Annotated in this window: 18 protein-coding genes; 12 read left to right on the top strand and 6 right to left on the bottom strand. The window is 43.7% G+C overall.

Features of this window, described 5'->3' with window-relative positions:
* Complete coding sequence (locus QFZ48_RS20185) at nucleotides 1–927, top strand: NAD(P)H-binding protein (RefSeq protein WP_429063353.1); 927 nt, start codon at nucleotides 1–3, stop codon at nucleotides 925–927.
* 17 nt (nucleotides 928–944) lie between these two features.
* A complete protein-coding gene (locus QFZ48_RS20180) occupies nucleotides 945–1,865 on the top strand; it encodes a helix-turn-helix domain-containing protein (RefSeq protein WP_429050308.1) in 921 nt (306 codons plus the stop codon).
* Nucleotides 1,866–1,923: 58 nt separating this feature from the next.
* On the opposite strand, the gene QFZ48_RS20175 is transcribed toward QFZ48_RS20180, so the two are convergent.
* The 3 genes from QFZ48_RS20175 to QFZ48_RS20165 all read right to left on the bottom strand — a co-directional run bounded on the left by QFZ48_RS20175 (nucleotide 1,924) and on the right by QFZ48_RS20165 (nucleotide 4,177).
* Entirely contained in the window at nucleotides 1,924–2,472 is a 549-nt protein-coding gene (locus QFZ48_RS20175) for a dihydrofolate reductase family protein (RefSeq protein WP_429063352.1), read from the bottom strand.
* Between the two features lie 159 nt (nucleotides 2,473–2,631).
* On the bottom strand, nucleotides 2,632–3,195 hold the full coding sequence (locus QFZ48_RS20170; protein WP_429063351.1) for a T6SS immunity protein Tdi1 domain-containing protein: 564 nt from the start codon (nucleotides 3,193–3,195) through the stop codon (nucleotides 2,632–2,634).
* An 82-nt stretch (nucleotides 3,196–3,277) separates the two neighbouring features.
* The gene (locus QFZ48_RS20165) at nucleotides 3,278–4,177 is read right to left on the bottom strand and encodes a hypothetical protein (protein ID WP_429063350.1); all 900 of its coding nucleotides are present in this window, start codon (nucleotides 4,175–4,177) and stop codon (nucleotides 3,278–3,280) included.
* A 450-nt stretch (nucleotides 4,178–4,627) separates the two neighbouring features.
* On the opposite strand from QFZ48_RS20165, the gene QFZ48_RS20160 reads away from it, so the two are divergent.
* The 9 genes from QFZ48_RS20160 to QFZ48_RS20120 all read left to right on the top strand — a co-directional run bounded on the left by QFZ48_RS20160 (nucleotide 4,628) and on the right by QFZ48_RS20120 (nucleotide 11,540).
* Nucleotides 4,628–4,771: a hypothetical protein gene (locus tag QFZ48_RS20160; protein ID WP_429050316.1), complete on the top strand. Its 144-nt coding sequence runs from the start codon at nucleotides 4,628–4,630 to the stop codon at nucleotides 4,769–4,771.
* A 108-nt stretch (nucleotides 4,772–4,879) separates the two neighbouring features.
* Entirely contained in the window at nucleotides 4,880–6,556 is a 1,677-nt protein-coding gene (locus tag QFZ48_RS20155; RefSeq protein WP_429063349.1) for a tetratricopeptide repeat protein, read from the top strand.
* Nucleotides 6,553–7,218 carry a response regulator gene (locus QFZ48_RS20150; protein WP_429063348.1) on the top strand — a complete coding sequence of 222 codons (666 nt, stop codon included), beginning with the start codon at nucleotides 6,553–6,555 and terminating at the stop codon, nucleotides 7,216–7,218. The genes QFZ48_RS20155 and QFZ48_RS20150 overlap by 4 nt, the downstream gene beginning before the upstream one ends.
* A gap of 103 nt (nucleotides 7,219–7,321) precedes the next feature.
* Nucleotides 7,322–7,531 carry a hypothetical protein gene (locus QFZ48_RS20145; RefSeq protein ID WP_429050319.1) on the top strand — a complete coding sequence of 70 codons (210 nt, stop codon included), beginning with the start codon at nucleotides 7,322–7,324 and terminating at the stop codon, nucleotides 7,529–7,531.
* Nucleotides 7,532–7,826: 295 nt separating this feature from the next.
* A complete protein-coding gene (locus QFZ48_RS20140) occupies nucleotides 7,827–8,228 on the top strand; it encodes an HNH endonuclease (protein ID WP_429063347.1) in 402 nt (133 codons plus the stop codon).
* A gap of 8 nt (nucleotides 8,229–8,236) precedes the next feature.
* A complete protein-coding gene (locus QFZ48_RS20135; RefSeq protein ID WP_429050321.1) occupies nucleotides 8,237–8,800 on the top strand; it encodes a hypothetical protein in 564 nt (187 codons plus the stop codon).
* Nucleotides 8,801–8,811: 11 nt separating this feature from the next.
* The gene (locus tag QFZ48_RS20130) at nucleotides 8,812–9,804 is read left to right on the top strand and encodes a DUF4407 domain-containing protein (protein ID WP_429050323.1); all 993 of its coding nucleotides are present in this window, start codon (nucleotides 8,812–8,814) and stop codon (nucleotides 9,802–9,804) included.
* 30 nt (nucleotides 9,805–9,834) lie between these two features.
* Nucleotides 9,835–10,920: a type I restriction endonuclease gene (locus QFZ48_RS20125; protein ID WP_429050325.1), complete on the top strand. Its 1,086-nt coding sequence runs from the start codon at nucleotides 9,835–9,837 to the stop codon at nucleotides 10,918–10,920.
* A 71-nt stretch (nucleotides 10,921–10,991) separates the two neighbouring features.
* Nucleotides 10,992–11,540 carry a hypothetical protein gene (locus QFZ48_RS20120; protein ID WP_429050327.1) on the top strand — a complete coding sequence of 183 codons (549 nt, stop codon included), beginning with the start codon at nucleotides 10,992–10,994 and terminating at the stop codon, nucleotides 11,538–11,540.
* A 165-nt stretch (nucleotides 11,541–11,705) separates the two neighbouring features.
* Here the strand turns inward: QFZ48_RS20120 and QFZ48_RS20115 are convergent, their stop codons facing one another.
* On the bottom strand, nucleotides 11,706–12,062 hold the full coding sequence (locus QFZ48_RS20115) for a winged helix-turn-helix transcriptional regulator (protein ID WP_429050329.1): 357 nt from the start codon (nucleotides 12,060–12,062) through the stop codon (nucleotides 11,706–11,708).
* Nucleotides 12,063–12,167: 105 nt separating this feature from the next.
* Between QFZ48_RS20115 and QFZ48_RS20110 the strand changes: the two genes are divergently transcribed.
* Entirely contained in the window at nucleotides 12,168–12,926 is a 759-nt protein-coding gene (locus QFZ48_RS20110) for an SDR family NAD(P)-dependent oxidoreductase (RefSeq protein WP_429050330.1), read from the top strand.
* Nucleotides 12,927–12,974: 48 nt separating this feature from the next.
* Here the strand turns inward: QFZ48_RS20110 and QFZ48_RS20105 are convergent, their stop codons facing one another.
* On the bottom strand, nucleotides 12,975–13,880 hold the full coding sequence (locus tag QFZ48_RS20105; protein WP_429050331.1) for a helix-turn-helix domain-containing protein: 906 nt from the start codon (nucleotides 13,878–13,880) through the stop codon (nucleotides 12,975–12,977).
* Between the two features lie 19 nt (nucleotides 13,881–13,899).
* Nucleotides 13,900–14,670 carry an SDR family oxidoreductase gene (locus QFZ48_RS20100; RefSeq protein WP_429050332.1) on the bottom strand — a complete coding sequence of 257 codons (771 nt, stop codon included), beginning with the start codon at nucleotides 14,668–14,670 and terminating at the stop codon, nucleotides 13,900–13,902.
* Nucleotides 14,671–14,713 lie beyond the last annotated feature (43 nt).

Raw genomic sequence — 14,713 nt, 5'->3', positions numbered from 1 at the left:
ATGAAAATTATTGTTACAGGTTCCTTAGGGAACATCAGCCTGCCGCTGACAGAAATATTGATCGCCCAGGGACATGCGGTAACCGTTATCAGCAGCGACATCCAAAAGCGGGCAGCTATCGAAAAAACAGGCGCTACCCCTGCTATTGGCTCGATCTCCGATGCCCGGTTTCTGACCGATACATTCACCGGTGCAGATGCCGTTTATGCAATGATTCCCCTGAGCTTTACGGAACCTGATATGGGAGCTTACCTGCGCCGGATATCGCAAAACTATGTTCAGGCACTCAAAGAAGCCGGCACCAAACGGGTTGTACTTTTGAGCGGTTGGGCAGCAGACCTGGTGAAAGCCGAAAACGCAGAGCATGTATTCGACGGACTTAACGCCTCCATTACCATCATGCGGCCTGCGGCCTTTTATACCAACTTCTATCAGTCCATCGACCTGATCAGAGGCAAGGGCCTTATGGGCAAATTGCTGGCACTACGTTATTACGGCCCTGGGGCGTTGTTAACCGGCAAAACCGGCCTGCTCATGGGGAACTATGGAGGAGACGACCGGATCGTTTTTGTATCGCCAAAAGATATTGCGGATGCCATTGCGGAGGAACTGCTATTATTACCCAAAGAAAAAACCATCCGTTATGTAGGCAGCGAGGAAATGACCTGCAATGAAGCGGCAAAGATCATTGGAAGCGCAGTAGGCAAGCCCTGGTTAAAATGGGTGCTGCTCTCTGAAAAGCAAATGCTGCAGGGATTGAAGATGGCTAAAGTGCCGGAAAAGTTGGCGGAGACCCTCGTGGAAATGCAGGCGGTTATGCACAGTGGCAAAACCCTGGAGAACTTTCACCGGAACCAGCCGAAAATGGGGAAGGTTAAACTTGCCGATTTCGCTCAGGAGTTTGCCCGGGCTTACCATAAAAAATAACGAACTTTATCAAAGCTATGAATAAGCAGATTTTTCATTTTCACACAATTACCGAATATCACCGGGCTGCGGGCCTGCCCAAGCCCGCGCACCCGCTGATCAGCCTGGTGCGGATGGACGACCTGACCAGGCCCCTTGCCGAAGGCAAGTTCAGTTTGATCTATGATTTTTATACAATATCCATGAAAAGGGTAAAGAATGCTAAATTCAAATACGGCCAGCAGGCCAGCGATTTTGATGAAGGTGTACTCTTCTTTATGGCACCCGGCCAGGTCTTTGGAGTGGAAATTGAAAATGGTGGTATGATGCACCGTCCGGAGGGCTGGATGATCCTGATCCATCCGGATTTTTTATGGAACACGCCGCTGGCTAAAACCATCAAGCAATACGAATTCTTCAACTACTCCGTATACGAGGCGCTTTATTTATCAGACAAAGAAGAAACAATGCTCGCATCTATTGCGCAAAATATCGAGCAGGAGTACAATGCTAATATCGACCGGTTCAGTCAAAGCGTGATCATTGCCCAACTGGAACTATTACTGACTTATTCAGAGCGGTTCTACCAGCGCCAGTTCATAACCCGCAAGATCGCCAGCCATGAGATACTCACCAAACTGGAAGATCTGCTCACCAATTATTTTAACAGCGGCATGCTTGCTCAAAAAGGCCTGCCCACCGTTGCCTACATTGCCGAAAACTTAAATATCTCACCGGGTTACCTGAGCGGGTTACTGAAATCCCTTACCGGCCAGAATACCCAGCAGCATCTGCACAATAAGCTCATAGAAGTGGCTAAAGAAAAACTATCAACCACCAATCTCTCCGTCAGCGAGATCGCCTACGAGTTGGGTTTTGAACACCTGCAATCCTTCAGTAAATTGTTCAAGACCAAAACCAACCTGTCGCCGATGGCGTTCCGTCAGTCTTTTAATTAAATTATTGGTTAAATGGTTTGAGACCTGTACCAGTACTTTCACCTGAATACCCGCATTATCATTGTTTCACGTAATGAAGCGCTATAGCTCCTGATGGAAGCATTCTCGAGTCTGCCAGTTTTAAATCCCGCTGAGCCGGACCTGTACCATCCAGCAACCTTCTTCCCTCACCCGCAATGATGGGATGAACGAGAAAATAATATTCATCCACCAGGCCAAGTCTGATTAATTCCCCAGGCAGGCTTATACCTCCGATTGAAATATTTTTGCCGGATTCCTGTTTCAGTTTTAAGATTTCTTCTGCGAGGTTCTCACGAATAATTCTCGTATTACCTTCAACCTTGTCTAACGACCGGGAACAAACAATTTTATCAATGGCGTCAAATGTTTTCGCAAATTCGATCTCCGATTTCGTCCCGGATTGTTTTTTTGCGACGTCAGGCCAGTAAGGAACCATCAACTCGTAGGTTTTACGTCCGTAGATGATCAGGTCAGCATCCCGCATGAGGTCCGTGAAATACTCATGGATTTCCGGGCCGCCACTTAACTGGGTATGATCACAGCAACCATCTGCAGTCAGATTGATTCCGTAGATTATCTTTCTCATCTGATCGGTTTTAGTATTTAATTTTTTATGCTGGTTTCAGATACAGTCCAAAAATAAATACTATAGTTATCACCGTAAAGGCCATCTGCGACAAAAGAAGGGGCATTCAGGCCATTCGGGGAAAGGGAAAAAGCAATTTTGCCTCACCCACTGTTTTCACTATTCAATCTTACCCATTATTTGGGCAATTAAGGAAATATGTTCCTTTATTTTTACTTTCTGAAGATTATCCACTTTTTCTTTCCCTCCTAATCCTAACAGTGGGACAAATCCATAGCATTCATCATATTCCGGTTCACCCAACCTTTCCTTTGCGATGAGATAATTGGTATCATTTAAGTTATCTCTTAAGAAACCCTTGTCCGCTAAATCCATATTAAAAAACCATTCCATGTCATCCCCGCTTTCGATAATGGAATCGCCACCATTTTTGAAGTAAACTGCGCGTATCGCATCTCCCGTCCAGGTCAGGAAATCGCCAAGACCGGTAACCGCAAAAACAATTTCCTTGTCCTTATTATTATAGGCTTCATCAAAAACCGATTGATACTCCGATGGGTCAACCAATTTCAGGTAACCATTCATAAACGTTCCAAATCCGTAAGCGTTCAAAAATTGGATGAGCTGAACCGGCAGCTTGCCAATATACTCATCCACGTTATCGCTCTTCGGTTTTTGGATAATACGATAGTCTGGATATTTTTCAAAAAATGTATCAAACACGGCTTTAGGGTTCTTTAGTGTTAATTGCTAAGTAGTAGAAATTAAGATAAGCATTTTTGGGGATTTGAAGAAGGGCAACCTTTCACTCATTCATTCCACGGATATACTTATCGATAATATAGACAGTAATTGGCTTCAGCTGACGGCCAAAGACCACCGGGTGCTCTCCTCCCGCTGTATAGTATTCTATCTTGTCGTTAATTTTAGAATACCAAACCTTTCCTATAGCCTGGTAGGTGATGGTGTCCGGCCTGGTTATCTTCCTGAAATTTTTCAACTTCATTGTATCTGCCGCTATGACCCTCCCATTAGCTATTTTCTGGTTACAGGCTACAGGCTCGTAATGATCTTCCTGCCAATACATGCAGTTACCGCCGGGCCGCGGATTATCTTTCCACCACCACATACCACCTGTTCCCAGTGCCAGCGATAATATAACCGCGGCGGCCAATGTTCTCGTGGATCTCCCTCTTAATTTTTTTTGATTACTGGTTTCTGCGACTTTAACACCCGCGCCTTCCTTTTCCTTTGAGCTATACATCAGGAATGGAATTGCCGGATTTTCCGGAATTATCGGATTTCCGGTTAATTCATCCCTTCCAGCTACGAGCGGGGTGGCTGGGGAACCCGGTGCCGTTTCCTGATCTACTGTTGCCGGGGTAGCCTCATTTAACACAGGATCTCCATTTTCATCATCATCACCGGAGTACGTTTTCCCCAATTCCCAGGGCCTGCCAGGAAAGTCAATCAGCCAGGCAAGGAGCTCGATATTCTTCTCATCTGTACTTTCAGACCTCCCATTCAGGTAATTTATCAACGGCCGGAACTTATCCCTGTCGCATCGCTGCATAATATCATGGCAGCTTCTCTCTTCATTCAAATCTCCACAGAAATCCCTGATGATTTTTTCATCCCGCCTATTTACCTCTTTTGTGCATTTCTTCACACATTCCTCTTTGACCTTCGCCGGCTTCAGGTGCATCAAGCCGTGAGGTAGCGTACTGTTTTTCTTCTTTCGTTCAAACGCCCGCATGACGAGTTGCCGGTAATCAGGATAATGTGTCGCCATAAATAAAATTATAGAACTGAATAATCGGAATTAAACCCGCATTCCCGGAACTATAAATGGAATACCAGGAATTAGCGGAATTATTGGAATTGTTTGTAAATCAACCTTTTACCTCGACATATCTTCGTTTTGCAATCGGGTAAATGCCTCCTTAGCTACGAGGTACTCTGTACAGAACCTATTCACACCCCGGGCAAAGAAAGCGGAGGCCGGTTACCGGCTTGGGAAGCGACAATCAGCTTCCGTGATCCACGCCCACACTTCCCAAAAAAAGAAGAAGCGCTTCTTCAACCACTCGAAACTCCGCTGCCGGATGCCCGGCAACCGGCAGCCTATTGCTTAAACATTTTAAAAACTAAAACAATGTTTCACATCATATTAGGCTTCTTCCTGGCATTCCTGAGCCCATGCCATCCCAATAACAGCAACCATAACAATGGCGAACAGGTCACTACTTTGGACGATACCGGCGGCGAAACCGGAACAATTCCTCCAAGGAAACCCTGATGTATCATCTCCGTGAGGCAAGAAGTTCTTGCCTCACTTTTTTAGCGCCAACCAATAATAATTCCTCAAAATTGAGAAATTCGATACTTTTAAGAGAAATAATTCTTAGTGCGCCCCTCAAACATTATCCTGCCCCTACTCCTCAGCGGTTTTTTAGCCTGTACTTCCAACCAGGAACCCCCGCAACCGATTTCTGCACCCACGCTGGAAAAAGGGGAATCATTTTTCAATAACAACAACAACGATTCTGCCTTTTATTATTTTAATCTCGTTGCCACCGGGGCCACAGACAGTTTGGAAATTGCAATGGCCTATACTTATATGGGTATCATCCAGGCATATGAGGGAGACCATTACGGAGGACAGGAAAGCCTGTTGAAATCCCTTACTTATCTTGATGAACACAAAAAAGAAGACCAGGAATGCCTCAGCTCAATTTACCATGAGTTGGGCAATATCTGCCTTAACCTTAAAAACTATGACGCAGCTATCGACTACTATCGCAAGGCACTCAAATATATAAAACATCCAAAGGCCAGGACCATTGCCCTTAACAGCATAGCCCTTACTTATCAGAAAAAAGGCGACTATGACCAGGCTATCGATTTATACAGATCCTTGCTGGCTGAGAGTAAAAACAAAAAAGAATATGCCCGGGTACTTTCCAACTATGCCAAAACTAAATGGCTGAAAAACGCTGCATACTCCGCCGGCCCTGAGCTGCAACTTGCATTGCAAATCCGTAAGGATTCAAACGATATCAGGGGACTCAATGCCAGTTACGCGCATCTGTCAGACTATTATTCGCTCTCCCTGCCCGATTCGGCGCTTCATTATGCGGTAAGAAGGTACGAAATTGCCAGGGAAATGAACAGTCCGGACGACGAAGTCGAAGCACTTTCAAAACTTATTACCCTCAGCCCCACTAACCTGCTGAAACCTTATTTCATCCGCTACCAACACCTGACGGATAGTATCCAAACGGCCCAGAACGCCGCGAAGAACCAATTTGCATTAATCCGGTACGAAGCCGCAAAAAACAAAGCCGACAATCTTCAGCTGCAAAAAGATAATGCACAAAAGAAAACCCAGCTGGTAGTACAGCGGTTCATACTGGCGCTAACCATCCTGCTCTTCATTATCGCCGGAATCGCTTTAATCCTTCGGTACCGCCGGCGCCGGCAACAAATTGAATTTGCATCCCGGCAGGCAATACAGGAATATCAGCTTAAAACCTCCCAGAAAGTGCATGACGTGGTAGCAAATGGCTTGTACCGCATCATGACAGAACTTGAGCATAAAGCGTCTGTAGATCAGGAGGAATTAATAGATAAGATCGAGGTGCTGTATGAGCAGTCCCGCGATATCTCCTACGAAAATCCCACTATCTCAAAGATCCCTTTTCACGTTAAAATTGACAACCTGCTGGAATCTTTTGGATCTGAACAAATCAAGGTCCTGATCTTCGGCAACGGTCCTATGCTCTGGAGCCGGATCAGTGTGCAGGCTCAGCATGAAGTTGAATATATTCTCCAGGAATTAATGATCAATATGAAAAAACATAGCCAGGCCAACTCCGTGATGATAAAATTCGAATGTCAAAACAACCAGCTTCAGATTCTCTATACCGATGATGGCATCGGTATTTCTCCGCAAGTTAAGTATGGAAACGGACTGCAGAATACGGGAAACCGTATTAAAAGAATTGACGGGCAATATACATTTGAGCATCCTGCTAAAGGATTAAAAATTCACATTTCCATTCCAATAGCTCAATCCTTATGATTAAAAAGGTACTTATTGCTGAAGATATCGAAAGCGCCAATATTTCTCTGCAGAAAACACTGGAAGATTTGGCTATCACAGATATAGCACATGCCTATTATTGCGATGATGCTTTGTATAAGATCACACAGGCAGTTAAAGCCGGAAACTCCTTCGATCTCCTGATTACAGATTTATCATTCATTCAGGATGATCGTAAGCAGGTATTATCTGGTGGTATAGAGCTGATTGCCGCTGCCCGGGAAGTACAGCCCGATCTGAATATCCTGGTCTTCTCATTGGAAAACAAGCCGGCTGTTATTGAACAACTTTACAACAAGTACGACATAGACGGTTTTGTCGCCAAAGGCCGAAACGACATCCGGTCGCTTAAAGAAGCCATCAATGAAATAGCCCAGCACCGGCGTTATTTGCCATATCATATCAGGCAGTCGATCGACAAAAAGAACGCCTACTCATTTTCAGAATTTGATATCCTGATCATAACGTTGCTTGCGCAGGGAATGCTTCAGAAAGACATACCCGCGCACCTTCAACGCAACGGGATAAAACCATCCGGCCTAAGCAGCGTAGAAAAGAAACTCAATCAGATGAAAGATGCACTTGGCTTTACCAAAAATGAACAACTGGTGGCCCACTGCAAGGATTTAGGTGCTATATAAGCATCTCAAAAGAAATTTCAAAAGAAAATAACTGATTACGGTTTCCCATAAAAAAAGGAGGTTGATGAAATATACTTTTGTTTCATAAATTAAAAACAACACTATGAAACAGAACTATTATGTAAACAATAACCCCCAGCTCAACGGCGATCATGAAGTTCACGTCAGTACCTGCGAATACTTTCCCATGATGTATAACCGGACCTATCTGGGAGGATTTGAAACCTGCCAGGAAGCGGTTCGCGAAGCAACAAAACGCTACAAAAAAGCGAATGGCTGTATTCATTGTTGCAGGCTTTGTCATACGACTTAACCAATAATGCCAGTTCTATGTGCCCCTTTTCAGAACCGATCGAACCATGAAACTCCTGTATACCTGGCTGCTTATAAGCTATACTCACTGCAACCCAATAACGGTGTATGTCTGCGACAGCAAAAGTGCTACAAAGTATCATTATAAATCGGATTGCCGTGGGCTAAGTAATTGTAAGCACCGAATCATCAGCATTTCCCTTGAAAAAGCAATGACAACCAGAACCCTTTGTAAGTGGGAGCAATAAATTGACCCGATCGGAACTATATTTCAATAAACTCCAACCTGTACTATTATGACAACTCCAAACGACGCGCCGTATAAATATTTGCAGTTTAAGGGAGACCAATGTTATCGCAGATATATCGAGGAAGATATTCCTGCCAAGTCGCCTCCGGTAACACCTAAAAAGCAGGACCTCCTGAAGGTTAAATCGCATGGCAGTTATGGCGCCCTTCTATTTCACCCCAACTGGAAGGCAAGACGAAAAGAAATACTACACCGAGATATGCATCGTTGTGTGCATTGCCGTAGCGACAAAGACTTGCAGGTACATCACCGGCAATACCAGTTTATAGCAAGCGAGCAGAAGTTCCGCCTTCCCTGGGAGTACCCCGATCGCTTGCTCATCACGCTTTGCGAATCCTGTCATAATAAAGGGCATAATAAATATAAGGTGCCGACAATCACTATTTAATAAAACATATGAGCCTCTTCAATATTTTCAACCGGCAACGTCAAAATGGTCATAACCACCATCTGGCAATTGAAAACGCAATACCCGATATCCCGGAAACTACTTTCATTGAGAAGGATGCACCGGGAGACCAGCCTGACGGGAAAGCTGCTACACCGCTCAATGGTGGACTACATCTTCTATACGATTTCCTCGACAAGAATTATGAGTCTAAAGGGTATAATGATGCTCTGATAAATCCGGATATCACTCATTTGGATCAAAATGTGATCGCGTTGAAGAATGACCTGGAAAGATCAATCCGGAAGGTAAAAACGTTTTACGACGACTTTATCCGGCAAATAAACTTCCACATCTCCAGCAGGAGCAGAAGCGGAATGATAGATACGGTGGAAGAGCTTACCGTAAAAAAGGAAATTGCCGAAAGCCACATCAGGCAGGTCAAAGAAATCGAAGAACAGGCAAAGCTCAACGAGGGAGTCGGGCATGGCATCATTATCAGCTATACCCGCGGATTCAGGAATGGCCTTGCGGCAATTTCCAGTCACATGATTCTGAACAAAAACCTTTAAAACCCTGCGCTATGAAACATCTCTGGATCCGTTTCGGCTGCTTCCTCACCGGATACAATTATAATATCCTGCGGAACTGCAGCGAAGCCGCATTCAAATCCGTGAAAAAGTACACCGCAGCCATGCTGATCGTTTGCATTCTCTGGTTCTTCATTGGTTTTACTTTTGCCCACCGTTACCTGTCACTCAGTTTGCCGGGTTGCATACTGGCCGGGCTTCTCTCCATCGTCATCATTGTACAGGTTGAAAAGCAAATCATCTTATCCATCCATCCGAGCTGGCTACTACGATTTTTCAGATGCTGCCTGGCGCTAATTATGTCTGTTCTGGGCGCGGTGATCATCGATCAGATAATATTCGAAAAAGATATTGAGATAGAGAAGATTTCCTACGTTTCGAACAAGGTTGACAGTATACTACCCTCGAAAACCGAAGAATTAAGAAAGCAGATTGCAGCGCTGGACACGACGATTAATAAAAAAGAACAGGAAAAAGATAATTACATCGCAGATATCAGTAAACATACCACCACAACTGCCACAACTACGCAAACAGCAACAAGACGGGTACCCGTGGCAACAGTTACATCTTCTGGCAGGGATACCACCACCTGGAAAACGATAAGTGACATTACTGTTGGAACTACGCTGGTGCCAAATCCCAAAATAGCATTGCTACCGTCCCTTGACTCCACCATTGGCGCCATGCGGCAACAAAGAGCCCAAAAGGAAAACGATTTACTCCACATTAAGCCTGCACTTGAAAAAGAAATGAAAGCGAATACAGGATTCCTGGATGAGTTAACGATCATGATGCATATGTTATCCGCATCGTCCGTTGCATTAGCTTTCTGGTGCCTGTGGATCCTGTTTTTCCTGTTTATAGAGATGCTGGTGCTTTTCAGTAAGGCGAGCGACAAATCCAATGATTACGAAAAGGTGGTGCTGCACCACATGAACTTACAGATACGACGGCTCGACGCCCTCGGAAAAGCAGTTCAGTAATAGATTTCCAACAACATTAATATAAAAAAGATGGATTTCAAAGATGAAATTAAACTCTTCGGCGACAAAGTCGAAAAGCTTAAAAACCAGATTCAAACAGAAGAGGCTACTAAAAATGCTTTTATTATGCCTTTCATTAAAGTACTGGGCTACGATGTATTTGACCCATTTGAAGTAATGCCGGAATTCATTGCAGATATCGGGATCAAGAAAGGCGAAAAAGTCGATTATGCAATCCTGAAAGAAGGCAAGCCTTCCATACTTATCGAATGTAAGCATTGGGGAGAAAGCCTGGATCCGCACAACTCCCAGCTTTTCCGGTACTTTCACACTACAGCCGCTAAGTTCGGACTATTGTCCAATGGAATAATTTACCGGTTTTATACAGATCTTGCAGAGCAGAATAAAATGGATGAAAAGCCATTCTTTGAATTTAATGTTACAGATATAAAAGATAACCAGATTGAAGAACTAAAGAAATTCCACAAGTCATATTTCAACATAGAAAGCATTCAAACTACTGCAAGCGAGCTAAAATATATGAATGAGCTCAAAACGCTGATAAATATTGAATTTCAAAATCCTTCTGAGGGGTTGATCAAGCTCTTTGCCAAACAGATATATAAGGGGATGTTAACGTCAAAAATTGTTGAGCAGCTGGGTACGCTTACCAAAAGGTCAATACAACAATACATTAATGACCTGATAACTGAAAGGCTTAAATCTGCGTTGAAAAAGGAAAATGAGGCTGCGCCATCTGATGCTGAAAAAGAATTAGCAACAACAAATGTAGAAGAAAAGGCCCCGGTGATTGAAACCACCGAAGAGGAAAAGGAAGGTTACATGATTGTAAAGACGATGCTCCGTCAAAAGATAAAACCGGCCAGGATAGCATATCGCGATGCTCAATCCTATTTCGCTATACTGCTGGATGATAATAATCGAAAAACGATATGCAGACTGTATTTTAACGGTGTACGGAAATACATTGGCACTTTTGACGAGCAAAAAAAAGAAACGAGGACGGAGATTTTAACTATCGATGACCTTTTTAAGTTCGAAGAAATACTGCATAAGACGGTTGATTGGTATGATTCAGAAAAAGTTCAGGCTTAAACGTGCTAAGTATATAGCAGCAACTGTTATGATGTCGTTCAAAAAATCTTTTAAATAAACCTCCATCAACTATGAAAAAAGTAATCTTAATTTTGGCAATTATAACCCCATTCTATTCGGCTTTTTCTCAAACGGCGAAACCCAATACAGATCTAAAAGAACAAAAAAGCAAGGCAGAGCTTTTCTCAAACAAATCCGGGTCTCTAATACAAAGACAATTTACGGACGTTGGATCGCTGAGGGGCTGCCAGATTCAAGTTGCCCAATTTACAGACCTGATTGGCGGAGAAACCGCCAAGGCAGTACGTTTTGAATATGCGTATTCCGGAGCATATTCATCCGATACAAAAATAGGATTGCTTGATATAGATGAGGTTGATGCGCTTATTAAATCTTTAAACATAATAAAAGACAAGATAATGCCGACCACACCAGAAGTATATACTGAAGTTGAATATAAAAGCCGCGGCGGCTTGCAGGCAGGCTGCTTTTATTCAAAAAAGCAATGGTCCACCTTTTTAAAAATAGAGCGATTTGATGAGAAGTCCTATGTGTTTATGAAGGATGGGGATGTAATTCAATTGCTGTCACTATTGAATGATGCGAAGGCCAAACTCTGATTGGCAGAATAATGTGCCTTAAAGGACAGGGATTTAAGATCAGTCCACAAACAGCTGCATACAACCTATGCTGCTGTTTTTCCTTCTTTCCCTGTTCTCCTTTTTAGTTCTTTCACGCACGCCATCATTTACCTCCATTCCCGACGGCGGTTCATGAAGCTTATATTATTTCCCGACAATTTTCTTCCGATGTACAATGCCCCAATCTGTCAGATTGCTGATGATGGTTTGTAGTGTATCACCGTGTTCCGTAAGCTCATATTGAACCGTTATGGGTTGTGTATCTAAAACGGTTCGCTTTACCAACTGGTTTATTTCTAATTCCTTTAATTCTTTACTCAACATCCTGTTGGAAATTCCTTCTACATCATTCAAAATATCTGAAAACCGCCTTTTGCCGTAACAGCAAATAGATGAGATGATAGAAATCTTCCATTTCCCATTCAGCACGTCCATTGAATCCTGAACAGCTTTCATTCTTTTCTTTTGTTCCTGTTGGAACTCTTCTATTTTACACCCCATAATGTTACTTTGTTACACCTATGTTACTGTTACTTTTCAGCACGAAGTTACTAATAATAACTTACCAATCCTACCTTTGTCGCTCAAGCATCAAAAAAAGAAACAATGAGTAGATTAAAGAACAAAGTAGCGGTGGTTACAGGTGCATCAAAAGGAATAGGCGCATCTATCGCCAAATATTTTGCGGCGGAAGGCGCAAAGGTAGTTGTGAATTATGCCAAAAGTAAAGAAGGCGCAGATAGCGTGGTTAAGGAGATAACTGACAATGGAGGCATCGCCATTCCGGTACAGGGCGATGTATCGAAGGAAGCGGATGTAACCAGGCTGTTTGAAGAAACAAAAAAGGCTTTCGGCACGTTGGATATTTTGGTAAACAACGCGGCCTTTCAGGGATACACGCCTATTGAACTGGTATCAGCAGAAAGCTTTCACCAGCATTTCAACACCAACGTTTTGGGGGCTATACTTACTATCCAGGCATCTTTGAAACTGTTCAGCGGTAAGGGCGGCAATATTATCAACATCAGTTCTGGCGCAAGCAAAATGCCACTTCCTGCAGCCTCGTTGTACTCTGCAACTAAAGCAGCCTTAGACGCCATAACGATTTCCTTGTCGAAAGAACTGGGTGCAAAAAACATCCGTATCAATTCCATTTTGCCGGGCGCTACGGAAACAGAAGGAGCACGTAGTGCCGGCGTCACTGCTGGCAGTGAGTATGAAACAATGTTTATTGCCAATACGCCGCTTGGCCGCAGAGGCCAGCCCGAAGATATTGCGAAAGCCGCCGTATTTCTTGCGTCCGATGATGCAGCCTGGATTACGGGAGAGCAGATTTCCGTTTCGGGTGGTATGTATGGTTTTTAAATTTGCTTTCAAATCCCTGTTTCCGGATGAAGCAGGGATTTTCTTCCGCTAATTGAAAGATTGCCTGAATTTGCTTGGTGAAAGAGCAGTATTTCGTTTAAATAATTTATTGAAGGATTGTGGGTGTTCAAAACCCAATTGGTAGGCGATTTCGGCAATATTCATACGGGTAGTTGTCAGCATCACCTTAGCCCTTTCTATTAACCGGTCATGAATATGCTGCTGTGTGCTTTGCCCAGTTAGTGTTTTGAGCATATCCGTCAGATATCTGGGCGAAACATTGAGATGCCGGGCAACCTCCTGAACAGTAGGTATTCCATCTACGTGATCTGTGAAGCGAATAGCCAGGAAGCTATTCATTTGACTGATCAGGTCATTATTGACAGCTTTCCGGGTAAGGAACTGACGGTTATAAAACCGGTTACTGTAATTAAGCAGCAATTCAATCTGCGAAACCAACACGTCCTGGCTAAAAGCGTCAGTATTATTATCCAGTTCGGCAGCAATACTTTCAAACAGGGCACCAATTACTTTCTTCTCTTTGTCAGAAAGAAACAAGGCTTCATTTACTGCGTAGGCGAAGAAACCATATTGATCCATGTTTTTGCCTAATGGATAATTGCGGATAAGATCGGCATGAAAATACAGCGTATAGCCCTCGTAGCTGCTTTCATCACCCGTCATAGTAACCAGTTGATTGGGCGCTAAAAAAGCCAGGCCCCCTTCTTCAAAGTCATAATAGCCCTGCCCGTATTTAACCTGACCCCTGAAATTTTGTTTAAAGGAAATCTTATAAAAGTCGATCAAAAAACTTCTTCCTGCGTTTTCCCGGCTGATCCTGGTAGCATCGTAATTTACTACAGCCACCAAAGGATGCAGGGGTTTGGGCATACCCATTCCCCTCATCAATTCAGAAATGGTTTTAAATATAATGGGTTGCTGTGCAGGTTTCATGATTCATGCTAAATTAAGTTTAATCCTGTACACTTGGCCGGACAACAATATCTCCCACTTCCACATGATCCGGCTGGCTAATAGCATAGATCACCGCAGCTGCTATTGCATCAGGAGTGATCGCGATTTGTGCTGCCTTTTCCTTAACAGCTATTCTGGCTGCTTCGTCTTTGATATGATCTATCAGTTCTGTATTAACCAAACCAGGTGAGATTCCGGTTACACGGTATAGCCCGCCTGACTCCTGGCGCATGGCCTCGGTGATGGTACGCACTGCATTCTTGGTACCGGCGTACACACCCTGCAGGGGCACAATTTTTATACCGGAAGTTGATATGATATTGATGATGTGACCAAAACCTTGTTTCAAAAAAATTGGTAAGGCAGCTGCGATACCATACAGGGTTCCTTTGAGATTGACATCAATCATCTCTTCCCAATCGCTGACCTGAACAGCGTCGACCCTCGACAAACGGGCAATTCCAGCGTTATTTACTATCACATCCAAACGCCCGAAAGTTTCACAGGCTAAATGAACCAATTGCACTAAATCACCGCGGTTTTTGATATCCGTCACTAAATAAACTGCTTCGCCACCTGCCGCTTTGATCCGGCCAACCAAATCTTCTAATCGATCTTTACGACGGGCGCCCAAAACTACTTTTGCACCCTGCGCTGCCAGCATAATTGCCGTAGCCTCACCAATTCCACTGCTGGCCCCTGTTATAGCGACTACTTTTCCTTTAATTTTGTTTTCCATTTTACAAAGGTCGACAAAGGCATTGGTCATAGCTTAGCCTAAACCGTCAAATGTGTAGCCTGAATCCCTAATT

The sequence above is a fragment of the Chitinophaga sp. W2I13 genome (genome assembly GCF_050434005.1).
In the GTDB taxonomy this organism is placed as follows: domain Bacteria; phylum Bacteroidota; class Bacteroidia; order Chitinophagales; family Chitinophagaceae; genus Chitinophaga.
Note: the sequence above shows the minus strand (reverse complement) of the source record. Positions and strands in the feature narration are given on the sequence as shown.

Coding starts and splice junctions, on each gene's coding strand:
- QFZ48_RS20175 (WP_429063352.1), bottom strand. CDS start 2,472: ATGAGAAAGATAATCTACGGAATCAATCTGACTGCAGATGGTTGCTGT.
- QFZ48_RS20180 (WP_429050308.1), top strand. CDS start 945: ATGAATAAGCAGATTTTTCATTTTCACACAATTACCGAATATCACCGG.
- QFZ48_RS20140 (WP_429063347.1), top strand. CDS start 7,827: ATGACAACTCCAAACGACGCGCCGTATAAATATTTGCAGTTTAAGGGA.
- QFZ48_RS20100 (WP_429050332.1), bottom strand. CDS start 14,670: ATGACCAATGCCTTTGTCGACCTTTGTAAAATGGAAAACAAAATTAAA.
- QFZ48_RS20110 (WP_429050330.1), top strand. CDS start 12,168: ATGAGTAGATTAAAGAACAAAGTAGCGGTGGTTACAGGTGCATCAAAA.
- QFZ48_RS20150 (WP_429063348.1), top strand. CDS start 6,553: ATGATTAAAAAGGTACTTATTGCTGAAGATATCGAAAGCGCCAATATT.
- QFZ48_RS20160 (WP_429050316.1), top strand. CDS start 4,628: ATGTTTCACATCATATTAGGCTTCTTCCTGGCATTCCTGAGCCCATGC.
- QFZ48_RS20120 (WP_429050327.1), top strand. CDS start 10,992: ATGAAAAAAGTAATCTTAATTTTGGCAATTATAACCCCATTCTATTCG.
- QFZ48_RS20130 (WP_429050323.1), top strand. CDS start 8,812: ATGAAACATCTCTGGATCCGTTTCGGCTGCTTCCTCACCGGATACAAT.
- QFZ48_RS20135 (WP_429050321.1), top strand. CDS start 8,237: ATGAGCCTCTTCAATATTTTCAACCGGCAACGTCAAAATGGTCATAAC.
- QFZ48_RS20115 (WP_429050329.1), bottom strand. CDS start 12,062: ATGGGGTGTAAAATAGAAGAGTTCCAACAGGAACAAAAGAAAAGAATG.
- QFZ48_RS20105 (WP_429050331.1), bottom strand. CDS start 13,880: ATGAAACCTGCACAGCAACCCATTATATTTAAAACCATTTCTGAATTG.
- QFZ48_RS20165 (WP_429063350.1), bottom strand. CDS start 4,177: ATGCACCTGAAGCCGGCGAAGGTCAAAGAGGAATGTGTGAAGAAATGC.
- QFZ48_RS20185 (WP_429063353.1), top strand. CDS start 1: ATGAAAATTATTGTTACAGGTTCCTTAGGGAACATCAGCCTGCCGCTG.
- QFZ48_RS20125 (WP_429050325.1), top strand. CDS start 9,835: ATGGATTTCAAAGATGAAATTAAACTCTTCGGCGACAAAGTCGAAAAG.
- QFZ48_RS20145 (WP_429050319.1), top strand. CDS start 7,322: ATGAAACAGAACTATTATGTAAACAATAACCCCCAGCTCAACGGCGAT.